Source organism: Terriglobales bacterium (genome assembly GCA_035487355.1).
Taxonomy (GTDB): Bacteria; Acidobacteriota; Terriglobia; order Terriglobales; family Acidobacteriaceae; genus QIAW01.
The window spans coordinates 60,734-84,672 of the sequence record DATHMF010000006.1 but is presented as its reverse complement, the minus strand read 5'-3'; the positions used below and the strand labels follow the sequence as shown (position 1 = coordinate 84,672).

Sequence of the window (23,939 nt, the reverse complement as noted above, 5' to 3'; positions counted from 1 at the left end):
GTGATTTTATCATGCAGGATAAGGCGGCCCGCTTACCACGTGGTGACCTTTACAGCATTTTCATAATGAGCAGATGTCTAGCGCTCGTTGTGCGCCCGCCTAAACCGTCACTCCGGCATCTGATTTGGTGTAGAGGTCATCAATTTGCGCCTTGTATTTTTGTTCCACGAAGCGGCGTTTAAGCTTCATGCTGGGAGTCAACTCGCCGGTGGCGATGGAAAACTCATCGGGCACCAGTAAAACTTTCTTTAGTTTTTCAAATTGGGCCAACTTTGCATTGAGTCCTTCGATAATGCCCTGGTAGAGCTCCTGTACTTTAGGGTTGGTGATGAGCTGGGCGTGCGAAGAGAAAGAAACATTATTTTCCCGCGCCCAATCTTCCAGCACAGGGAATTGGGGCGCGATGATGACAGCGGGAAACTTGCGGCGGTCGCCAATGATGGCGGCCTGCGAGACCAGGGGGTTCGACTTGAGCTGGTTTTCCAGCGGTTGCGGAGCAATGAATTTGCCTCCGGAGGTTTTAATCAGGTCTTTCTTCCGGTCGGTGATGCTGAGGAAGCCATCGGAATCCAAAGCCGCAATGTCGCCGGTCTTGAACCAGCCATCCACAAAAGCATTTTGTGATTCTTCCGGCAGCTTCCAATAACCGTGAAAGACGTTGGGGCCGCGCACCAGCAACTCACCATCTTCGGCGATCTTGATTTCCACGTTGGGCAACCTCTTGCCCACTGTGCCCAGGCGGTTGGCTTGAGGTGTATTGATCGCAATCACAGGAGAAGTTTCCGTGAGGCCGTATCCCTGAAGAATTACGATTCCCATATCGGCAAACCATGTGGCCAGATCTATTCCCAGCGGCGCGCCTCCGGAGATGAATGCGCGTGTCTGCCCGCCGAAGCCTTTATAGATTTTCGAGAATAACAACACGTTCGCCACTTTCCACTCCCAGGAGGAAGGGATTCGGCCAGCCAGAATTTCATCACGATGTGCCCGTCCCACCCGTATCGCCCATTCATAGATCGAGCGCTTGATTCCACTCCTGGTTTCCTGCATGACTTTGTTATAGACCTTCTCATACACGCGCGGAACGCTGACCAAAATGGTTGGACGCGTTTCCATCAGGGTCTGCGGCAAATCTTCGAGATGGGGACAATACGCCAGCGTTACTCCACTGTATAAGCAGTAGTAGTCGAGATGGCGCGCGGTGATGTGTGAAAGAGGAAGATAAGAGATGGAAAGGTCGCACGGGTTCGACCCGAAGTCACGCAGAGAAAAGCTGATATTCGAAGCGATATTGCCGTGCGTGAGCATGGCGCCTTTGGGCGTGCCGGTAGTCCCGGATGTATAAATGATGGTCGCCAGATCATCGGGCTTGATGGCCTCGCCGATAGCGTCAAGGGCTGGGTCTCTTTCCGGCGGCGCGTTGGCGATCAAGCTGCGAAACGGAATAGCTTCGCTATGTTCGCTGTCTTCCATCAACACGATTTTTTCAATCCTGGTCTGCGCGCGAATTTGCAGGACCTTCTGTAGCTGCTCCTTGGTGGAGACAAAAATCGCACGCGCCTCTGAATTGTTTAAGAGATAAACAATCTGATCGGCGGGCAGCGTGGCATAAATCGGGACATCCACGATGCCCAGCAGCAGGCAGGCGAAATCAGCAATCGGCCACTCCGGGCGGTTCTCACTCAGGATGGCAACGTGGTCGCCTTTACCCAGCCCCCAGGCCTGCAACGAGCGCGCTACACCTGCCACCTGGCGGTACAACTCCTGGGATGAGATATTGATCCATTGCCCGCCTTGTTTAAAGGTCATGACACGAGGCAGGTTGCGCGCCACAGAGTTGAAAAATATGTCGTTGAGCGTTTCGAGCTTCATGAAGAATGCCGGGTTTCCACTCCACCCAAGATAACATCTACCACAGCATCGGCGGCGCCGGGTAGTGAATAGTCCCGTTCACTGAGCAACCAGGAAGTTACCATCTCGTCAAGCGAACCGAAAAAGCAATTGGCCACGATTTTATCGGAGAGGTCGCCGCGGAAGACCCCCTTTTCCTGTCCTTCGCGCACCACTTCGCGGATCAGGTCAAAATACTGCTTTAACTGGTGCTGCGAAAACTGCGCCAGGAAGCGCGCACTTTGGCGCAGCTCGGTCTGAAAGACAATGGCCAGGTTCCGGTTCGATCCCAACGATGTTAGATGCAACAAAGCCAGCCGCCGCAGCCGGTCACGCGGGTCTGCCGCGCTCTTGACCTCAGTGCGCGCCAGCTCAAGGAACGCCCCGAAGGCGTTGGAGATGGCGGCCATCAGGATCTGGTCTTTGCTTTTGAAATACAGATAAATCGTGCCATCGGCCACTCCGGCGCGCTGGGCGATGTCGGAGACCCGCGCATTAAAAAAGCCATGTTCGGCAATGACCTCAACCGCAGCCTCCAAAATGCGCTGGTACTTATCGGCGCGCTTTTCACTGCCGGCTGGAGCAGAGGCCGGGGCCGCCATTTTTTCGTTGGTAGAGTCGCTATCCATGGTTTGGGTAAAGGGAAATGCACACTCTAATTGCAATCGGCCTTCCAGCGCAATCCCATTTTGAATTATGACAATAGGGAATTATCAGTGGAAATCGGCCATCCTGCAATGATACAAGTTCCCCGGCTAAGTGCACTCAGAGGAGCCTCTGAGCTGAGAAATTATCCGCAAAAATTCAGGAGTAGGCACGCTGCGTTGCCCAATCGGTGTTTCGATCTCGGGGCCGATGATCGCCCTTACGGCGTCGGGCTCCGCGAGAAATGCGTCATGACCGTGCCCAGAAGAGAGTTCAAGATACCGGGTACTGACTCCAGCCGAAAGCATGCGGCGGGAAAGGTCGCACACATCCTTAGGAGGAAATAACCAGTCTGAGGAGATGCCCACCAGCAACACGCGGGCGCGAATGCGCCGGAATGAGGCCTCTTCAGAGCTGTATCCTATGGCGAAATCGAAGGTATCCATCGCCTTGGAGAGTGCCAGATACGTATTGGCGTCAAAGCGGTCAACGAATATTTTTCCCTGATAGTCCAGGTATCCGGCCACGTCAAAGCGTTCAGCCAGAGAGCGGTGTGGGTCCTCGCCTCCGCGCTCGTTAGGACGCCGCGCAAAGCGCTCGTCAAATAACTGCGCTGATTTGTAGGAGCACATAGCGATGGCGCGGGCCAGACTCAATCCTGCAGCCGGACCGCCATCTGCCGCGTATTCGCCCTGCTTCCAGTTCGGGTCAGATTGAATCGCATACCGCTGCAAGTGATTGAGAGCCAGCCCCATGGCAGAAAGAGGCGTAGCGCCGATGGCAATGCACCGCTGGACCGATTCAGGGTAGTCCGCTGCCCATTGCAATGCCTGCATGCCGCCCAGCGAACCGCCAATGACGGTATGAAGATGTTCAACGCCCAACTGCTCGCGCAGCAACTGAGCCTGTGCCCGAACCATATCGCGGATCGTAATCAGGGGAAAATTGCCGCCATAAGGTTTGCCGGTTTCCGGGTTCAGGGAAGAGGGACCGGTCGAGCCGTAACATGATCCGATGACGTTCACGCCGATAATGCAATAGCGTTCCGTATCAATCGAACAGCCCGGGCCAACTACACCGGGCCACCAGTCGGCGACCTGCGCTGAGCCGGAGAGTGCATGGCACACCAGGATGGCGTTATCGCGCGCCTGATTCAGCTTTCCGTAGAGCGCGTAACGCAACGTCAGGGGCCGCAAAGCCTCCCCCGACGCCAGCGGAAAATGAGCCATCGTATAGCTGTCTTCTACGGTAGGTTTGGGCAGCGTGCTCATCTCCTCTCCTTTGCTGATGGACATAATTAATTCTCTTTCACAACTTCTTCCGCATTGAACTTCGAGCGGTCTTCCTGCATCTCCCAGGAAAAAAGATTGACCGCCTTGCCGCTAAGCACGGAAACAATCACATAGGAATAGACCGGCCAGGCATGGTCGAGATCATATTGCGAGGGAACGCCGGAATCTTCCGGATGCGAATGATAGAAGCCGATGACATCCAGTTGATGTTCACGCGCATAGCGTTCACCGCGCAATAGCTCGGCTGGTTCAATCAAAAAGCGCTTGCGCCGGGCCTCTTCCTCGCGGGCATTGGAAATAGGGAAGAGTTCAACCAGTCGCTTGCGCTCATCATCCTCGAAATGTCCGAGCAAGAGCCCGCAGCATTCATACGGATACTCCTTTTCACCCAGGCCGCGAATTTGGTTGATATGCTGCTCCCGCATACGGATCATTTCCTTTTTGCTCCAACCGCGTGAGCCGCGCCGAGGTGTTTCTCCACGGCCGCCAATGCCTGATGGATATCTGCAAGAATGTCTTGCGCGCTTTCGATTCCGATCGCAATGCGCACCAGGCCATCGCTGATGCCAAGCTGCTGCCGCCGCGCGGGCGCCATCTCACGGTGCGAAGCCGTCGCCGGATGCAGCACGCCTGTGAACACGTCTCCCAGGCTGGTGGAGCGTACGCAGAGCTGAAGTGAATCCATAAACTGAAAGGCCGCCTCGCGCGTATTCGGATTGAGTTCAATCGAGAGCAGTGCGCCGGCAACATCCTGACGCAGGGTGCGATAGACAGTTTCGTCTTTGTGAGCAATTAATCCGGGATAGTGAACTTTGGAGATGTTGGGATGGTTTTTGAGTTCGCCGGCGATGTAGCTTGCATTGCTACACTGCCGGTCAAGACGCACCGCCAGCGTCTTCACGCCACGCAAAATCTCATGTGCGTCCCATGGGCCTAGCACTCCACCCACCAGCTTCATGATTCCTATGAGCGCGAGCTTGTCGGCTTCGTCGCGGGCAACTACGAGGCCGCCCATGACGTCGCAGTGGCCGCTCAGATATTTAGTGGCGCTGTGCACTGAAAAATCCGCACCCTGTTTGAGAGGCTGGCACAGATAAGGAGAGGCAAAGGTGTTATCAACAATCAGCTTGGCCCCGGCTGCGTGCGCAATCTCAGCGCAGGCCGCGATGTCGCAAACCTTGAGCAGAGGATTCGAAATAGTTTCTGCAACCAGGACACGCGGCTTCGCCTTGCGGGCAATTTCGCGCAACTCATCCAGCTTATTGAAATCAGCAGTCACCGTATTGATGCCAAAAGAACCAAACACGTTGAACAGCAGGTCGAGGGTTGCGCCGTAAAGATCTTGCGAAGCCAGTACAGTTGATCCGGGAGAGAGTTGACAGGCAAAAATGGCGGCATGCAGCGCGGCCATGCCCGAGGCGTAGGCACAGGCGAATGCGCCATCTTCGAGCTTCTGAATTGATTTCTCCAGCGCAGCAACCGTCGGATTCCCATAACGGGTGTAGACGTATCCCTGGGTTTCACCGGCAAAGACCTTATCCATCTCATCCATGGAAGGGTAAGTAAACGTCGCGGTCGCGTAGATCGGCGTTGCGACCGGCTGGCCGGTTGGCGTGGGCAACCGCTCACCTTCGTGGACGAGTTGGGTTGTGAAATCCAGATCCTGTTTCTTGCGGGACATTGTTACTCTTGCCTCCATTTAAATTAAGGCCCTTCGATCTGGCGCCGCTGCGAATACAAATAAAAAACCGGCCCCAGGATTTGTAAGGTTGGGGCCGGCTTCGGAAACTCTATGCGCGAATTACGCGTTCAATCGTAATGTTTTCATGCACAGGGCGTGTAGACCGCAAAGCCGTCCCCTTCCAATAGGAATGGAAAGGGACATCCACATGGCCATGGCCATCCCGCGGTCGTTCAACGCGCTGTATTGATTTGCCGTCATGCGCACTTAGAAATTAAAGATCAAATTTTAATTGGGAAACTCGTGCTCTGTCAAGACGCTGGAAGTACGGGGTAGTGGGCCAGTTCCCGGGTTGCCGACAACTCACCCGAAATCTTCGCAACTCTGACCTCTTCCTTCAAAGTTCCCGTTATAATCGGCGGCTTGGGGAGAGTCAACCGATGTCCAATGCGCTCAAGCTGCTCGTTGCTGTTCTGCTGTGTACCCACTGCGTCGCCACGCAAACGCCCGCTCCTGACGGGAGCGCTAAAGCTGTTGTTTTGCAAAAGAACGAAGGCGAACTTCGCACTCGCCGTCCGCGCGAGGGAGTATCCTCGCCCAGTAGTGATTTCTTGCTAAAGATTGGTCCGAAGACCAATGGCTCGAAGCATCTACTGCTCTTTACCGAGGAGGTCCCTCCCGGTGCGGCTATCCCGAAGCACAAACACCATGGGGAGGATGAGATCCTTCTGATCCAGACAGGCAGCGCCCACGTGTGGCTGGGAGACAAACAGTACGACGTGCAGGCGGGCGGGTTGGTATTCATTCCCGCCGAGACTTGGATCAGCTTGAAAAACACCGGCAAGGAAAACATCAGCCTCGTCGCTATTTGGAACGAGCCGGGCTTCGAAGAAATGCTGCGCTGTGGATCAGTCCCGAAAGGGCAAGTGGGCGAGCTTCTCTCTCGCGACGGCGTCAAAGACTGTTACCACCATGGCGATGCGGAGTTGGATATAGTCCAGCCTCCTGCAGACAAGAAGCCGTAAAAAAGAGTCAAGCACCTGACTGGTCAGCGAGGTGAAGTCCGCGGCGTGGGGCAGATTCGGCGTCTACTTGGCAGCTTTAGCCGGCTCGAGACCACGATACTTCAGCATGGGTTCAATGCTAGGGGGCGCTCCGCGCCATGCCGCGTACATCTTTCCAAGGTCTTCCGTGTTGCCGCGTGATAGCACCATTTGGCGGAACCGGTCACCATTGGCGCGGGTTAGCCCGCCGTGTTCCTCGAACCATTGAAAAGCATCGTCATCAAGCATCTCTGTCCACAGGTAGGCGTAATAAGCGGCGGCGTATCCACCGGCCCAGATGTGGCTGAAGTAGCTGGAACGGTAACGCGGCGGGGTGTAGCTGAGCGACAAGTGGGTTTGTTGTAACGCTTCGGTTTCGAACTTATCCGGATTCTGAGGTGCATCGCTTGCCGGAAGGGTGTGCCACTTCATGTCCAGCTCTGCCGCTGCCAGCAACTCGGTGGTCTCGTAGCCCTTGTTGAAGGTAGCGGATTTCTTTATCTTGGCGACCAACTCCGCCGGCATAGGTGCGCCGGTCTTGTAATGTTTGGCGTAATGCTGGAAAACCGCCGGATAAGTCGCCCAATGCTCGTTGAACTGCGAAGGAAACTCTACAAAGTCGCGCGCTACCGAGGTGCCGGAAAGACTGGGGTATTCAGTATTAGCAAACATGCCGTGCAGCGCGTGACCAAATTCGTGGAACATCGTCCTGACGTCATCGGGGGTAAGGAGGGCTGGCTCACCTGGAGCAGGCGCGGGAAAATTGGCAACGTTACTGACGACCGGCAGCGTACCGAGCAGTCTGGACTGTCCGACAAAGCTGTTCATCCAGGCGCCACCTTGCTTGTTGTCACGCTTGAAGTAGTCGCAGTAAAACAGCGCCAGCGTGCTGCCATTGGCGTCAAATACCTCGAACACGCGAACGCCAGGGGCATACACGGGAAGATCTTTCCGTTCCTTGAATGTCAGTCCATAAAGCTGGTTCGCCGCGTAGAAAACGCCGTTCTGAAGTACGTTGTCCAGCTCGAAATAGGGTTTGACCTGCTCCTCGTCGAGATCGTATTTGGCTTTGCGGACCTGCTCGGCGTAGAACTCCCAGTCCCACGGCTGCAGCTTGAACCCGCCACTTTGTGCGTCAATCAAGGCTTGGATGTCTTGTGCTTCGCCGGCCGCTTTCGCCGTGGACGCGGGAACCAGCGCGTCCATGAACTTCAACGCCGCTTCCGGCGTCTTTGCCATCTGGTCTTCCAACTGCCATGCCGCAAAGTTTGGATACCCCAGCAGCTTGGCCTTCTGGGCGCGTAGTTGTGCCATGCGTGCGACGGTGTCACGCGTGTCGTTCGCATCGCCGCGTGCCGCGCGCTCCCAGGAGTTCGCGAAGAGCGCCTGGCGGCTGGCGCGATTGCTGAGTGAGACGAGATCAGGCTGCTGCGTGGTGTTCTGCAAGGGAAGAAGGAACCCTTCCACCTTGCGATTCTTCGCCGCCTCGGCAGCAGCGTTCACTTGCGCGTCGGTCAGGCCCGCCAGCGCGCCTTTGTCCTTGGTCACATACGCGCCTTCTTTCGTGGCCGCCAGCAGCTTCGTGCTGAAGGCATTGGAAAGCGTTGCCAGCTCCTCGTTCAGCTTTTTCAGTTCGGTCTTGTCGGCTTCCGTGAGGTTGGCCCCTGCATGGACGAACTCATCATAGTAAAACTCAACTAGGCGCAACGATTCCGGATCGAGCTTCAGCGAATTGCGTTTCTTATAAATCGTTGCCACGCGCTGAAACAGTTTTGCGTCAAGATAGATTGCGTCCCGGTGGGCCGCCAGTTTCGGCGCTTCGGTCGCCTTTACCTTCTGCAGTGCAGGATTGGTGTTCGCACCGGTGACGGCGGAGAAAACCCGCTGCACCCGCGTCAACAACTGGCCGCTTTTTTCCATCGCGACAATGGTGTTCTCAAAGGTCGGCGAAGCCGGATTATCCGCAATCGTCTGTACTTCCTTGCGTTGCTCCGCCATGCCAGCTTCAATCGCCGGTTGGTAATCCTCGTCTTTGATCTTGTCGAACGCTGGCGCCTGAAACGGCAGGGAACTGGGCGCAAAGAAAGGATTGTACGGGCCGAACTCCACACCGGATGCCGGCGCAGAAGAAACGGTTAAGCCAATGACGACGGCAGCAGAAATAATCAGAGTAGTCATGATAAATAGTGTAATCGTTGGACGCCAAAAACAGCGGTGAAGTAGCGCCGGCTGCCCGCCGGCTGTCGTGTGGGCATATTGCTCGCACATTTCGTGAGTGGATATCTCAAACTGTACAACTGCCCAAAACAACGGTGACTTGATGTGGCTGCCGAACCATAAGCCGCAACGCCTTTCCTAATTGTCCATTTTGAAGCTAAGCTAAAACAAGGAGGATACAATGACAACAACCAGCGCCGCAATGGCAACTCAAGCTGAAAAGGGACGGGCTTTTCGCGCCCTTCATGAGCGTGACCGCGCATTCATCATCCCCAATCCGTGGGACGTGGGCACTGCACGTCTGCTGGCACACCTGGGCTTCGAGGCGTTGGCCACGACCAGCATGGGTTACGCCTTCTCTCTCGGGCGGCGGGATAACACGCTTGACCGTGAGGAGACGCTGGCGAATGCGTCGGCGATCGCGTCAGCCACTCCCCTGCCTGTCAGCGCAGATCTTGAGAACGGCTTTGGAGACGCGCCTGAAATCGTTGCCGAGACCATCAAACTTGCGGCGGCCGCGGGAGTTGTCGGGGGCTCAGTCGAAGATGCAACCGGGCGCCCCGACCATCCGATCTATGAAGTGGAACATGCGATTGAGCGAGTTCGCGCGGCGGCAGCGTCGGCGCGTGCCCTCCCCTTTCCTTTCACCTTGACCGCACGTGCGGAAAACTACCTGCACGGTCGGCCAGATCTCAAAGACACGATCAAGCGGCTGCAGGCCTATCAGGAAGCGGGCGCCGACGTCCTGTATGCGCCGGGGTTGGCCACCAGGGACGACATCGCCGCAGTCGTCAGCTCCTTGGACCGCCCGGTGAATGTGCTAATGGGGCTGCAAGGCGTTCAACTGAGTCTGGCTGACCTCGCGGCAATTGGTGTCAAGCGCGTCAGCGTGGGCAGCGCGCTCTGCCGCACCGCGCTTGGCGCTTTTCTTCGCGCCGCACGCGAGATGCAAGAGCACGGCACCTTTACCTTCGCATCTGAAGCCGCAAGCCCGAAGGAGATAAGCGCCATTTTCAAGACATAACGACAATTATGCCGTTTTAACTATTACTGTTCGTCCTATTTCGCCATTCCGTTTGCATCTTGTCATCCTGAGCGCCGTTTTTTGGCGCGAAGGATCTTGCGTTTTTCTTGTATGGGCGATGCTGTTCTTTACGTACAGAAAAACTAAATAGGTCTAGCATCTGGCTGGCAAGCAAGCTGAAATTCCAGTAAGGTAAAAGCCAGGGGAAAAACGGATGGCAAAAAAATTCCGCGAACTTTCTGAGCGTGAAATTCTGGCCCTGGCTATTTTCCTGGAAGAGGAGGATAGTCGCATCTACGCCGATTTCGCTGACGGTCTGCGCGAAACCTATCCTGACACCGGCAAGCTGTTCGATGAAATGCGCGAAGAGGAATCGCAGCACCGCGCCAGCCTGATTGAGACCTATCGCGCCCGCTTCGGCGAGCATATCCCTCTGATTCGGCGGGAAGACGTCAAGGGGCTCGTGCAGCGGCGCCCCGTCTGGCTCTCGCGTCCCTTGTCCATCAACGAGGTCCGAAAACAGGTTGAGCTCATGGAGCTTGAGACCCGGCGTTTTTACGAAAAGGCTATGCGGCAGGTAACCGATGCCGGCATTCGCAAGCTGTTAGGCGACCTGGCTGAGGTCGAGCGCAAACATTACGCGACGGCGGGCACTCTGCAGGCAGCGATCACACCTCAAGTGCACAAGAAAGAAGAAGATGCTCAACGCCGTCTGTTCGTTCTCCAGATCGTACAACCGGGCCTCGCGGGTTTGATGGATGGTTCGGTCTCGACCCTGGCCCCGGTCTTTGCCGCAGCGTTCGCCACCAAGAGCAGTTGGACCGCTTTTCTTGTAGGGCTGGCAGCTTCGGTGGGGGCGGGCATTTCCATGGCGTTCGCCGAGGCACTCTCCGATGACGGCTCGCTCACCGGCCGCGGCCGGCCCATGCTGCGCGGCTCCGTAACCGGACTGATGACCGCAGCCGGAGGCATCGGTCACACCCTTCCGTTCCTCATACACGACTTCCGTGTCGCCATGACCTGCGCTGTCATTGTAGTCGCCGTTGAATTGGCAGCGATCAGCTACATCCGTCACCGCTACATGGATACTCCGTTTCTCTCCGCAGCATTTCAAGTCGTGCTGGGCGGCGTGCTGGTCTTCCTGACCGGAATCCTGATCGGTAGCTCGTAGAAAACGCAGAGATTCCCTCGAGAAAAGCTCGTGTGGCACAGCCGTCCCCGGCTGTCTCACCATGTCCTGAATTCTTTTCTTTTCCCGACGGTTTTCAGGTACCTGCCAAAGCGTCCTTACTGTCATGTTGAGCGGAGCGCCTGGAGAAAATCTGTAGCCTCGATACGGATGGACGCGCAGTCGAAACACCCCTAAAATGCCTGCAGAAGAAATACTGCCCCAGGGAATTCTCCCCAGAGTGCGTCCTGTGCCGCTCGCAGCGATCGTTGCACGAAATCCTGGAATGCAGGGGCGCTGGCGGCGGCATCGGGAAAATTCCTTGATGCGGAAGGTAGACTTGATATTGCGCACGATTGCCTATGGAGTCTGGGTATCGTCTCCCGGGCCCAGCCAACCCCAAACTAAAGTTGAACCCAAACACCCCGATGGTTTGTCAAATCACTGAGCGTAGCTGATATGAATGAAGCCTACCAACTTTTGCTGCGGCACGGATACATGATCATCTTTCTCTTTGCGCTGGGAGAACGCATTGGTTTCCCCCTGCTGCTGATGCCCTTCATGATTACCGCAGGAGCTCTGGCCGGCTCCGGCCGCATGAGTCTGATCTGGGCCGTGACCGTCACAGTGGTGGCGTTTCTGCTGGGAGACCTGCTCTGGTACGAGCTGGGACGGCGTCGCGGCACCCAGGCACTGCGTCTGCTCTGCCGCCTCTCACTGTCGCCCGATTCCTGTGTAAGCGGATCAAAGCGCGTTATGGAAAAGCACGCCGAGTATTCGCTGCTCTACTGCAAATTTGTTCCCGGAATAGGACGCGTCGTGCCTCCTTTGGCCGGAACCCTGCGCATGCAGCTCTGGCGTTTTGTCGTCTTCAGTGTGGCGGGTTCGATCTTGTGGGCTCTTTCGGTGGGGCTGGTGGGCTACATACCGGCACAGCAAATGTCTGGCACACAACTGGCTCAGGCGGTTGTGCTTTGGCTGCTGGGGCTGGGCATGGCAGCGGTTGTGGGCAATATTGTTTGGAAGTATATAAACCGGCAGCGCCTGCTGCATGAGCTGCGCATGGCCCGCGTCTCACCCGCCGAACTCCAGCAGATGCTCGAGCAAGGGGAAGCGCTGGCGATTGTAGACCTGCGCCATGCTCTGGATTTTTTGCACGACCCGCGCACTCTCCCGGGTGCGCTCCGCATCAAGCCCGAGGAGATCGCCGCTCATTCACCGCAAATTCCCAAAGACCGCGATCTGATTCTCTACTGCACTTGACCAGGCGAAGCCTCCAGCGCCCGTGTGGCGCTGCAACTCAAGAAGCTGGGCTTTACCCGCGTGCGTCCCCTGGCAGGTGGCTTTCAGGCGTGGGTAGACGCGCGCTATCCGGTGGATATCGTGACATTCGCCTGATTGAATACCAATTTTGGAATGAATGCATACGATTTCCAGTATTCTCAATGTCCTCGTCCTAGGTTTTTGTACAACTTAGCTGGCTCTAAGAGTGGATGCTGGCGTGCACAATTGCGTCCCAACATCTGCTGTAAAAAATCCCTGGAGGGGCACAAAGATGGGTACGAGACTTGAACGTAGTTTGCTTAAGATTTTTTTTAGGTTTCTGTTGCTGGTAGTGTTTTCGACCGCGCTCTCAGCGCAGGAGGCAACCGGTCGCATCATCGGTACGATCTACGACCAGACAGGCGCAGTATTGTCCGGGGCGCATGTTGTAGCTACGAATACGGCGACACACATTTCCCGTGCTGTTACCTCAGATAGCGGCGGCGCATATCAGATCGCAGCGCTCCCCATTGGGAGCTACAGAATTGCTGTCGATCATAAGGGCTTTAGTCCCGTCACCACGAATCCGATCAAGCTTGAGATCAACCAGTCCGCCAAAATTGACGTCAACATGCAAGTCGGCAGCGAAACGCAGACGGTGACGATCGAAGGTGCTGCATCAACGGTAGAGACCATCACGCCCACCATGGGTTCGACAGTGTTAGAGCAGGAAATCGGTAATGCGCCTCTGAATGGCCGCAACGCCCTCGACCTGGTGCTATTGCAGCCTGGTGTCGCTCCCGCCGATAACCCGGGGAACGCTGGCGCCGCCAGTGCAAACACCCGGTTCAGCATAGACGGCGGACGCAACGATTCGAATACGTTTCTGCTCGACGGCGGAATCAATAATGATCTTCTGGATAACGGGGTTGTCTACAATCCCAACCCCGACGCGATCGAAGAATTTAAAGTTCTTACCAGCAACTTTACCGCTGAATACGGACGCAGCAGCGGCGGCATTGTCACAGTCGTAACCAAGTCCGGAACAAACGCATTTCACGGCACCGCCTTCGAATACAACCGCAATGACGCTTACAACGCCAATAGGTTTATCAATAAGGCCTTAGGGCAGCCAAGGCCCATTCTCAAGCGCAATCAGTACGGCGCCACCTTGGGCGGGCCAATCAAGAAAGACAAGCTCTTTTTCTTCGTTGCCTATCAGGGACAGCGCGAGATTCAGATTACTCCTGCAAATGGCAGCACATTGACTCCAAGCGAGCTTGCTGGAGACTTCTCTGCTTCTCCCAATCAGGCATCCGTGGCAGCTTTTCTGCAGGCCAATCCGTTTTTCCAGCCAGATCCCACCAAGCAGGGAGTGAACCCCGGCGATCCCACGATAATCGACCCTACCAAGTTTGATCCAGTGGCGAAGGCTTACATCAAGGCAGGCTTGATTCCAACTTCCACACTCCCGCTGGGAGCAATATCTTTTCAGAATCCAGTGCGGGACGACCGTGATGAGATCACAGGTAAGTTCGACTTTGAAGCTACGAGTAAAGACCACTTTACCGTAACCCTGGGAAGGTCGCAGAATCCGAATCTGGGTCTGCTGGCGGGCGTCTCCGGTAGCGGGGCTACTGCCCAACCCGGCAGCCCTCAGTTTGTCAGTAGTGGCAATGCGCACCGGCAATTCCTGAATCTTGCATACACGCGCATTTTGACGCCCACCATGCTGAACGAGTTTCGCATGACCGCCCAACGCCGGGATACGCTACAGGCCAAGCCCCCAAAGACCTTTGGCACGCCCAGTTCTTTTGGCAGCAACATCACGCCAGACAACCCAACCGGTCCCTCTCTTCTGACCTTTCCAGCTCTGTCGGTTGGCTTCAGTCCTCAGGGACCGTCCACTCTTATTGACAACACTTTCTCCTACTCCGATACCTTTTCCTGGACGCATGGAGCTCACACTCTGAAGTTTGGCGGCAGCTTCTCCGCTTTTCAGGATAACCAGGTATTTGATTTCTTTGTGAACGGTAACTTTGATTTCGTGTCGTCCCTCGATGGAAAGGTTCCATTTGCGGCAGGCGATGAATTCGCCAATTTCCTGGTAGGTGTGCCAGATTCCTTTTTCCAGGCGCCCGCTGCTCCTTCCAACATTCGTACCAAAGCCACTTACATATTCGGGCAGGATGAATGGCACGTGGCCCGAAACCTGGTACTTACCCTGGGGCTGCGTTACGAGGGCAGTACCCCCAAGTTGGATACCAAGGGCCGGACGTTCTCTATTGTTCCGGGCCTTCAGTCTACGGTGTTCCCCAATGCTCCTGTCGGAGTACTTTTCCCCGGAGATAAGGGAGCACCCACCGGAGCAAACTATCCCCGCAAAACCGATTTCGCTCCGCGCTTTGGTTTTGCCTGGCAACCGTTCCATAACCAGAAAACCAGCATTCGCGGGGGAATAGGTATGTTCTACGACGTGCTCAAAGCGGAAGATAACTTCCAGTTCAATGGCCAGTTTCCTTTCGCTTCGACCGCCTTCATCGGTTACTCAGATCCCAGCGGCACTGCCGCGCCGTTTGGTTTTGTAACCGATCCTTTTGGCTCAACTGGATCGACGAACCCGTTTCCCTCGAAACCCGTGGATCACAACGTGAACTTCGCGAACACGGTCGGCACCTTCGGTGGTGGTGGTGTATTCTTCGTTGATCCACATCTGCGCACACCCTACACCTATCAATACAACTTGAGCATAGAACATCAGTTGGCCGGGAAATTGGTCGCCGAAGCCGCCTATGTGGGAAGCTCGTCCCACGGATTGACCGGGCTGAAAGATATCAATCCCTTTGACCCCGCGGCTTTAAGCAGAGGCATAAAAATCCGCATTCTGAACGAAACTCCCGGCAACGTGGACGGCAGTCTCGGCTTCTTGCCGCAATTCATGAACGTCGCCAATGCCAACTACAACGCGTTGCAAGTGTCATTGCGACAGCACCCAACCTCGGTGCCCATTTTGGGCAGTGTATACTACACCTTCGGCTACACTTGGGCGCACAGCATTGACGATGCCTCAGGGTTCCGCAACAACAACAGCCAGGTTCCATTCTTCCTGCCCCATATCTTCCGTGGATCGTCTGATTACGATTTGCGCCACGTGCTGACCTTCAGCGGCGGATGGGACCTGCCCTTCAACCGCGGACCGAAGGCCTTGGTGAAAGGCTGGAGCTTATATCCAAACATCACCTGGCGTACCGGATTCCCGCTTACGATTACCGCCGGGCTGCCGGAGCTGAATGGCACTCCAGGACCTTCCGGAGAAGGCGACGGAAATCTGGTCAATGCGAATCTGGTCGGGCCGGTTCGCTATTTGGACCCGCACCATGGGTTGCTGTTCTTCGATCCCAAATCGTTCAGTAGCGCGGTTGCGAGTGGGTATGGAACTGCCGCGCGCAACCTTCTGCGCGGTCCGGGCCGCACCAACATGGACCTGTCGCTGACTAAAACTACACCTATCTATGGAGATCGCGTCAATCTGAAATTCAGTGTGGATGCCTTCAACATCTTCAACCACACGGAATTCAGCCGGGTTGGCACCAATGCCGCAGCTCAAAATCTGGGGCAAGTAACTGATACTTACGCCCCCCGCATTCTGCAGTTAGGGGCCCACATAAACTTCTAGACCCGTCTCATTCAAAATCCCGGGGCCGGACTGTGAAAGTCCGGCCCCAGATTTTTTAAGTGGTCAGGAGCAAACTGCTTACCCCTTCTAAATATCAGCAATATTATGCAATCGAAGAACACGAGAATCGCGTATCTGAAGCGAATGCTCAAGAGACTCGAGGGTGAGTCCCCAAGGATTCAAAAACTCGTTTCAACCGGGGAACTGACTCTAAAAGGTGGAAAGCTGGCTACCGAGCAACTCAGCAAGAGTCGTCAGAAGCTACTGTTAGAGTTACAAAGCCTTGAAGGCGCAGGACTGTAAATCTAGTCAAAGCTCAGTGCATTCCACTAGACTGACAGAAGCTATCCATATACAACGAGGAAAGATTATCAAACCAAAGATGAGGACTCGGAATGAGCGAATTAAACTATGTCCCAGTTCGGCGTCGTACCAGGGAGGAAATAGCTGCTGCCCTGTCGAGTGGTAACCCCGATCAGATTCACGATGCGCTAATTAGCGCAGCCTATTGGGACCAAGATTGGAGATGGGCGCAACAGCAGTTGGTCAAGAGCCGTGCGTTTAGTGCTCTATGACAATTCGGGTTTTAGTCCCTGTGCTTGTCCAACCGAATCGAAAGAAGCGAAATTAAGTGTTAGAAGCCGCAAAAACCCTATTACTGATTCTGAGCGCACTCTTTCCCATCGTGAATCCCCTGGGAGCGAGCCCGATCTTTCTGGCGCTGACGCGAGAATATTCACCCGGAGCGCGAAGAGCGCTGGCCCGGTACATTGCTGTGAACAGCTTTTTTCTGCTGATTGGCTCCTACCTTATCGGAGCGCACATCCTCGCCTTTTTTGGGATTTCACTGCCGGTCGTTCAAGTGGGCGGCGGGCTGATCGTCATCTCAACCGGGTGGACGATGCTGAAGCGGCGGGACGAAGAAGAGCGCAGCGAAGTGCACCGAAGCATGCAACCCCAGGACGCGGTCCGCCATGCGTTTTATCCCTTGACCCTGCCGCTGACCGTTGGTCCAGGTTCGATTTCAGTAGCCGTCACGCTGGGCGCCAACGCAGCCCACCGCTCCGGGGTTAACGTTATGGCCATCGTGGCTGCGCTCATTGCATCGCTCGTGATCGCACTCAGCATTTTCCTGTGCTATGCATTCGCCGACCGGATGGCGCAACTCCTGGGAGCGACGGCGATGAGCGTGATCCTGCGCCTTTCTTCGTTTCTGCTGGTTTGCATCGGAGTACAGATTCTGTGGAACGGGGTCAGCGCGCTGCTGGCATCAGTGCCACTGCATGTCCAATAGCCGCGGAACATATTGGGCACTCGTTCAAAAAATCGCCCTGTCCCTGAGGACTGAGGACTAACGACTGAGGACTACACATGGTCCCATTGTGATATCAAAACGCTGACTACCGGGAAAGCATGGCTTATGATCGTCTTGGAAGTGTGTCCGGCATCTCAGGATGCGGGCCCTCCCCGCGAAGCGAGCGCCGGATAAGCGTCAGCGCAGCGCGAGTATATTGGGTCTTCCAACACCGGGGTCCCCAGAGCGCGTCGTGTTTCCGCGCGATGGGGTGGCGGCGAGTCCAGCTTTGGCTGCGGAGACCTGGAACGCTCTTTGAAAAATTGCTAAAAGCATTCCTCAAAAACGGTTCGCGTCTGATATCTATGTAGTAAATACTGCGGACGACGCCGGACCACCTCAGCAAGTACCCCACTGCGACAGCGACATTCTTCAATAAATACAGGATGATAACGCTGCTTTCAGCAGTTCAGAATCACTTGCTGCAAGTGGGGGTAGGAGAGACTCAATGCCGGTTATTCCAGGGCCAAAACTTAGGAGAAGAATATTATTAAAGGGTAAACAACGTCCTTTGTCCTACCGCGTTATGGTCACCGATTGCGCAGGGGCCCCGGTCGCGGATGCCTCCTCAGCACCAAGTGCGCCCGGGGTGGTGGTTCCGTTGATAGCAAAGACCGATACACTCTGGTCTGCATCATTCGCGGTATAAACAAAGCGGCTGGAGGGATCAACCGTGATCCCCAGCGGCTGGGTCCCGGTTACAAAAGGGGAGCCACTGATCTCTGTGAGCGAGCCATCTGCATTGATCGTAAAGGCCGAGATGTCACTGGAACCCTGGTTGGCCGTATAAACATAACGTCCCAGGGGATCTACCACAACAGCACCAGGCTGGGCCCCGGTGACAGAGGGTGAGCCAATTAGGGTGAGATTACCGGTGGCCGCGTCCACAGTGTATGCGGAGACCGTTTTAACGCCATCAACCACGTAGAGAAATTTGCCGTTCGGGCTGAGGACGAGGCTGCTGGCGCTAGTGATCGTAGCCGGGGGAGCCTGCTGGCTCACCAGCGTCAATGCACCCGCGGAATTTATGCTGAACACCCCAATTCCCGAAGTGCCTAAGGCTGCGTATAAAAACTTGTCCGATGGAGCGACGGCCAGGCTCAGTGGGGAGCCCGATGCCCCGAAGGGCGCGCCGGAAACTGGCTTCAACGATGCGTCTGTCTGGTTAATTTTGAAGGTGCTGATTGTATTGGATCCTTGATTGGCCACAAATAGAAAACGTGTCTTCGCGTCAATAACCAGGCTGATGGGATTGGTGCCGGTCGCAAAGGGCGAATTCGGCGAGCTGGAAATATTTCCCGTAGTGCGGTTAATGCCATAAGCGGAAACACTTCCATCGCTGGTATTCGCCACATAGAGCAGCCGGCCGTGCAGGTCTGAAGTTATAGCAGTGGGGTTTTTTCCGGTTTGAACTGACGATCCTATGGGTGACAGCACTCCCGTGCTCTTAATCACGGAGAAAACAGAAACTGTTCCAGCGCTGGCGCTTCCACTTGTTGTACTTGGGTTGTCCAGCACCATAGCAAAGCGGGGAGTGTTGGTAAGTGTGCCACAGCTTGTCAGCAGCCAAACGAATGAAAAGAAACCCAGAAACCGAATGCCCTTCTTCACAAATAGCATTGCAAATCCCCTCTTGGACCAGATGTTAGGGTTGGCCAATTATAACCGGGTTAGATGCACGCAAGCCGGAGAAGACCAATATTGATTGTTTTCCACAGCCTTGTTAAAGAAAATTCATAAGGCTTTAACACGAGAAGATTAAGAATGAAAAGCAGGCCTGAAGTCGGACCTGTCCTTTGATAATCTAGTATGCCCTTCAAAAATAACCATGACCCATTCTTTCCCTGAGCATAAACAAAAAATGAAACCACGACGTCTTCTTTTTGTTGTAGCGGCGCTACTTTGGGCCACTCTTCCCGCTCTGCTGGCTTTTGGTCCCGCCCGCCAGCTAATCTGGCTGTCTTCAAGCAAGCAACTGATCGAGCCTGTGCCTGGACAACCGCAAAAGCTAAACAGCTTTCCGGTCACGGTGGCTTTGAGTCCCGACCAGCACTTTCTTGCGGTACTGAACGCCGGCTACGGCACGGCAGAGTCGAACTTTCAGCAGTCTATTGCGGTGCTTGACCTGCAAAATAATCAGATAACGGATTTTCCCGATGCACGCCTGGGACTGCATGCGCACCAGAGTTATTTTGAAGGTCTGGCATTCAGCAAAGACGGCAGCAAGCTTTATGCGTCGCTCGGTTCCATTACCGATCCTGAGGGAAAAAAGAAGAAGGATGATACCGGGAATGGAATTGCAGTCTATAGTTTTGCCGAAGGGAAGATTACGCCGCTGAAGGTGTTGCCGATTCCGTCACGGCCCTTTGAGGGCGGCAAGCGCCCTACGGCGAAGGACCCGGAGCATCCCAGCGACGTCGCAGCGGCTTATCCTAGCGGGCTGGCAGTCGTTGAATCGCAAGGGAAGGAAATGCTTCTGGTAGCCGACAACCTTTCCGATGATGCCGTGTTGCTCGACGTAGAAAGCGGCAAGGTAGTGCAGCGCTTCGACCTCAGCCAGCACGATGTGATTCCCGCCGAGTATCCCTACGCTGCAGTCGTAATGCCTGATGGGAAGACGGGCTACATCAGCTTGTGGAATGCCTCAAGCGTTGCCAAGCTTGATTTGGCTTCGGGAAAAGTACGCTTCATCCCGCTGTTGCCACCTAAGGAGAAGACAGATCCTGGCTCACATCCGACGGCGATGCTTCTTGCTCCCGAGTCGGTTGGCCCCTGGCTTTATGTCGCTTTGGCTAATTCCGATCGGATCGCAGTCTTGGATACAAGGGAAGGAGGAGGGGTGGTGGGGTACTTGGCTGCCAAACTTCCCGGCCAGGAGTATGGAGGCAGTTATCCGATCGGTCTGGCACAAAGCAAAGATGGCAGGTTTATCTACGCCGCTTGCGCCAGCCTGGATGCAGTTGCGGTCTTTGATCTAAAGGAACTTTCCCAGGGTGGTGCGCCACTGCTACCCGACGGCTTCATTCCCACCGAGTGGTATCCCACCGCTTTGACGGTGCACAATGGCGAATTGTTCATCACCACCGGCAAGGGCACAGGCACGGGGCCGAACAATATGTCTTCACGCTTGCGTCCGAAAGATCCGCGCCGTACATACATCGGCACCTTGTTGCATGGCTCTTTGGCGCGGGTAAACATCGCAGAGACACAATCTAATTTGGCTGAGCTTACGGGCCAGGTGATAGAGAGTAACCTGATGCGCGGCAACGCAGATAAGATCGCGTTCACCGCCGGCGGTAATCCCATCCGCCACATTATTTACATCATCAAGGAGAACCGCACATTCGACCAGATCCTGGGCGACCTTGGTGCAGGTGATGCCGATCCTTCACTCACCATGTACGGCCAGGAAATTACCCCCAATGAGCACAAGCTGGCACGGCAATTCGGCGTTCTGGATAATTTTTATGATAGCGGCGAAGTCTCCGGCGACGGACACGTTTGGTCCACGGCTGCCATCACCACCGAATACACGGAAAAGACCTGGGAGATCGGCTACCGCAGCTTAGAGCGCACCTATGACTACGAAGGGATTGTGGCCAATGGGTATCCTCTTGAAGAAGGTATCTCTGATGTGGATGAGCCCAGCACCGGTTATCTGTGGGGCAACTTTGCCCGGCACGGCATCAGTTACCGGCACTATGGCGAGTTCGTTGCTTCCAAGTGGTGCAATGTCAAAGCTGCAGTGCAGTCTCCGACGCAAGGCACGCCGCTGGCAGAGGGCGACACCTGCCCCAAGCCCGTGATTCACAAAGGCGAACCGCTGCCTAACTACCTGGGAGAGCCGCATGGCGGCCCCAGCCCGTGGCCGTGGGATATTCCCATTCTTTCCCGCGACATTGCCACCAAGCCTGAACTTCGTGGGCATTTCGATCCGCGTTTTGCCGACTTTAATATCAAATACCCTGATCAACTGCGGGCCGATGAATTCCTGAATGAATTTCAGCGTTTTGTTCAGCAACGCAAACGCACAGGAAAAGACGCGCTTCCACAGTTCACTCTCTTGCGTTTTCCCAACGATCACACGGCAGGCACAAAACCCGATAACCCGAAGCCGACGGCTTCCATCGCAGATAATGATCTGGCGGTTGGCCGGTTGGTGGAAGCGGTCTCACACAGCCCATATTGGGATAACACCGCGATCTTTATCGTGGAAGATGACGCCCAAGACGGCCCCGACCACGTTGATGCCCACCGCAGCATCGCTCTTGTGATCAGCAAATACTCGCCGCGGCCGAGCGACGCAGGCCAGCCCTTTATTGATCACAGTTTCTATACGACGGTGAACATGGTTCGCACCATGGAGACACTGCTGGGAGCGCCTCCTATGAACAATAACGATGCGCACGCCGCCAATATGGCTGCGTTATTCTCGGGAGCAGGGAACCAACCGCCGTTTGATGCGGACAGGAGCAACCTGAAAAATGGCCGCGTGTTTGAAGTGAATCCACCAAATGCTCCGGGCGCAAAGGAATCTATGGCGATGGATTTCTCTCATGCCGATGCTGTGGATACAGCGCTGCTCAACAAGATTTTGTGGGCAGACCGCATGAAATCACGGCCCATACCGCCAGTGCGGCATACGCTGCGCTAAGGCTGCTTCAACCCCGACGACACAGGCTGGCGTTCTCCGGAAAAGTCTTCAACCCTGCCGTTGACGGCAAGATTCGGATTTTGCGGCTCATGCCCGTTGATGCTGCGAAGCAGCGTGGTGCGGGCGTCCAAGTCGCGCTTGGCCTCCAAAATCACATCCCGTATTTTGATTTTGACATCCCAAAGCCGTGATCCGGATTTGCCTGAAGTTTTATCTTCCACACGCGCATCGTGCAGCTCCTGCATAAGTTCTCGCAGGCGGTCATCGCTGGTGCATGAATCAGCCAGCAAGAGCACTCCAACGCGGACATGTTTATCGGTCAGGACTCTCGACTTGCCGCGATAATGGTAAATTGTGTAGCGTCCAACGCCCTTCTGCAATCCTGCTTGGTCAGCTTCGGCGACGAAGGCCGCTTCTTGTTCATCCGCGCCGTCAGCATGAAAGGCGCGGGCCACGAAGCAGGCATTCCCTTCCCGCACACCGATAACAGAATTCAGCCGTGCCGGCTTTTCGAAAATTTCACCTGCAGGCAAACTTTTATCATCCAACATGAGCCGGTCTGCCTGGACTGGCAACAGGATGTTGGTGGCAAAACTTTCACTCTCCTTCTCCCGTGATGGATCCAGGTCGAGCAGGGCCATGAGAACGTTCTTATGCTGAATGGTCGTAGGATGAAGAGGAGGATGGTAGGGTTTGGAGTGTCCGCTCCGGTCTTTAGTCTTGAGTAACCCGTAGGGCTGGTCATACGTATCCGGCACGATGCTGATACCGGGCAGATTTTTATCAGAGGCCAGTTCAACCTCAATCATCTTGTCCTGTGGGCCATAATCGCCATTGGCGCTGCCGATGGCAAACTGCGGTGTGATGTAGTTGTAGCGGTCGTGTGTACGGTCTTCATCCCAGGTCTGCTCGACAACCCGCTCGGGCACGGCTGCCGCGGCAAGAACAGAAGCAGCCGGGTGGTAGCCGTCTTCAGTTTCGTTTTCTACGACGAGCGCCTTTTCCATGTCGAGTTTCTTATACGGCTGCGGAGCCACCAGTCCTTCCGTCGCGAGATAGAGGTCAATTGCCCCGGTGCTATAAAGAAAGTCGTAGTCACGGCTGTGCGCGCCCGAGAGCCGTTGTGCACCAGCAAAATAATTTGCTGCGATATCTTTCCAAAAATAGTCAAGGATAGCCTTGAATTTGGCTTTGGTTTCGGCTTGCGTAGCGTATCTGTAACCTAATCCCAGGGAATTTAGCGTCGTGCAGTAATATGTTGGGCTGTCAAACTCGTGGATTCCGTTCGCGCTCGTATATTCAATCCAGTTGTCTAACTGGTGGTTGCCGCGTTCAAGCTGATCGTGGTCGTTGACGGCTTCAGCCAGCAGAATCGTGTTGACTGTGTTCATCACATAAATGTTGGTATAGCTGAGGGAGACCTTGTGATTTTGCAGCGCCACGAAGGCCGCGCGAATATGGAGCGTCATCTCTTTCTTGAAGCCGGAAGAAAGCTGCTTGCCATGTCCTAACAAAATCGGCCCCCAGGATTGCGTCCCAAACTCGATGGAGTTGGCATCATGGATGTTGTCGTTGTTCAACTGCCAGGGCAGGGTCCCATATTTCTCAGAGGAAGAGTCCATATTTTGCCGGGCAAAGGCACGGTGCAACAGGTCTTCGGTCTCATGGGGGTCACGGCCCAGTTGTAGTGCAGCCAATGCACCGTAGCTGACATCGCGGAGTGCGACGGTGCTGTTCGGGTCTTTTGCTTCGCTCTCCACCTGCTCGAAGCCTGCTTCAATTCCCGTGCGGACATGTATCAGCACTGCTTCGCGTTCTTTTTGGTTGAGTGTGCGAATATCGCCCGGGCGCGGGCCTGCAGTGGAATCCCGGTCTGAGTGGGTTGGGGATTTCTGGCTATTTGCCAAAGGCAAAAGCAGGCAGGCTGCAAGAATAGCGCCAAGAATAAAAAGGATTCTTTTCTGATTTGTGCGGAGCATAAAGGGTAATCGTACTGGATTATTCACTCAGCAGTTTTAACCCCGGTGATCCA

15 protein-coding genes are annotated in these 23,939 nt (G+C 55.1%); 7 read left to right on the top strand and 8 right to left on the bottom strand.

Features of this window, described 5'->3' with window-relative positions:
* Positions 1–99: 99 nt before the first annotated feature.
* The 5 genes from VK738_00980 to VK738_00960 all read right to left on the bottom strand — a co-directional run bounded on the left by VK738_00980 (position 100) and on the right by VK738_00960 (position 5,508).
* The gene (locus VK738_00980) at positions 100–1,872 is read right to left on the bottom strand and encodes a long-chain fatty acid--CoA ligase (GenBank protein ID HTD21205.1); all 1,773 of its coding nucleotides are present in this window, start codon (positions 1,870–1,872) and stop codon (positions 100–102) included.
* The gene (locus VK738_00975) at positions 1,869–2,555 is read right to left on the bottom strand and encodes a TetR/AcrR family transcriptional regulator (GenBank protein ID HTD21204.1); all 687 of its coding nucleotides are present in this window, start codon (positions 2,553–2,555) and stop codon (positions 1,869–1,871) included. The genes VK738_00980 and VK738_00975 overlap by 4 nt, the downstream gene beginning before the upstream one ends.
* Before the next feature lie 90 nt (positions 2,556–2,645).
* Positions 2,646–3,830 (bottom strand): homoserine O-acetyltransferase, encoded by a 1,185-nt coding sequence (locus VK738_00970; protein ID HTD21203.1) that lies wholly within the window; start codon positions 3,828–3,830, stop codon positions 2,646–2,648.
* Between the two features lie 2 nt (positions 3,831–3,832).
* Entirely contained in the window at positions 3,833–4,261 is a 429-nt protein-coding gene (locus VK738_00965) for a M67 family metallopeptidase (protein HTD21202.1), read from the bottom strand.
* Positions 4,258–5,508: a PLP-dependent aspartate aminotransferase family protein gene (locus VK738_00960; protein HTD21201.1), complete on the bottom strand. Its 1,251-nt coding sequence runs from the start codon at positions 5,506–5,508 to the stop codon at positions 4,258–4,260. Before VK738_00960 ends, VK738_00965 begins: the two co-directional genes overlap by 4 nt.
* A gap of 440 nt (positions 5,509–5,948) precedes the next feature.
* Here VK738_00960 and VK738_00955 point away from each other — a divergent pair, with 440 nt between their 5' ends.
* Entirely contained in the window at positions 5,949–6,533 is a 585-nt protein-coding gene (locus tag VK738_00955) for a cupin domain-containing protein (protein HTD21200.1), read from the top strand.
* Between the two features lie 63 nt (positions 6,534–6,596).
* Here the strand turns inward: VK738_00955 and dcp are convergent, their stop codons facing one another.
* Complete coding sequence (dcp, locus tag VK738_00950; protein ID HTD21199.1) at positions 6,597–8,729, bottom strand: peptidyl-dipeptidase Dcp; 2,133 nt, start codon at positions 8,727–8,729, stop codon at positions 6,597–6,599.
* Between the two features lie 220 nt (positions 8,730–8,949).
* Between dcp and VK738_00945 the strand changes: the two genes are divergently transcribed.
* The 5 genes from VK738_00945 (at position 8,950) to VK738_00925 (ending at position 17,193) form a co-directional block, all read left to right on the top strand.
* The gene (locus VK738_00945) at positions 8,950–9,792 is read left to right on the top strand and encodes an isocitrate lyase/phosphoenolpyruvate mutase family protein (GenBank protein HTD21198.1); all 843 of its coding nucleotides are present in this window, start codon (positions 8,950–8,952) and stop codon (positions 9,790–9,792) included.
* Between the two features lie 214 nt (positions 9,793–10,006).
* On the top strand, positions 10,007–10,963 hold the full coding sequence (locus tag VK738_00940; GenBank protein ID HTD21197.1) for a ferritin family protein: 957 nt from the start codon (positions 10,007–10,009) through the stop codon (positions 10,961–10,963).
* 456 nt (positions 10,964–11,419) lie between these two features.
* Positions 11,420–12,223, top strand: coding sequence for a VTT domain-containing protein (locus VK738_00935; GenBank protein HTD21196.1), 804 nt, complete (start codon positions 11,420–11,422; stop codon positions 12,221–12,223).
* A 292-nt stretch (positions 12,224–12,515) separates the two neighbouring features.
* Positions 12,516–15,899 (top strand): carboxypeptidase regulatory-like domain-containing protein, encoded by a 3,384-nt coding sequence (locus VK738_00930; protein ID HTD21195.1) that lies wholly within the window; start codon positions 12,516–12,518, stop codon positions 15,897–15,899.
* Between the two features lie 631 nt (positions 15,900–16,530).
* Positions 16,531–17,193 (top strand): MarC family protein, encoded by a 663-nt coding sequence (locus tag VK738_00925; GenBank protein ID HTD21194.1) that lies wholly within the window; start codon positions 16,531–16,533, stop codon positions 17,191–17,193.
* Positions 17,194–17,769: 576 nt separating this feature from the next.
* Here the strand turns inward: VK738_00925 and VK738_00920 are convergent.
* Positions 17,770–18,873: a beta-propeller fold lactonase family protein gene (locus tag VK738_00920; GenBank protein ID HTD21193.1), complete on the bottom strand. Its 1,104-nt coding sequence runs from the start codon at positions 18,871–18,873 to the stop codon at positions 17,770–17,772.
* Positions 18,874–19,114: 241 nt separating this feature from the next.
* Between VK738_00920 and VK738_00915 the strand changes: the two genes are divergently transcribed.
* Positions 19,115–21,907, top strand: a complete 2,793-nt coding sequence (locus VK738_00915; GenBank protein ID HTD21192.1) for a hypothetical protein — start codon at positions 19,115–19,117, stop codon at positions 21,905–21,907.
* On the opposite strand, the gene VK738_00910 is transcribed toward VK738_00915, so the two are convergent.
* Positions 21,904–23,886 carry a hypothetical protein gene (locus VK738_00910; GenBank protein ID HTD21191.1) on the bottom strand — a complete coding sequence of 661 codons (1,983 nt, stop codon included), beginning with the start codon at positions 23,884–23,886 and terminating at the stop codon, positions 21,904–21,906. The genes VK738_00915 and VK738_00910 overlap by 4 nt on opposite strands.
* Positions 23,887–23,939: the final 53 nt, after the last annotated feature.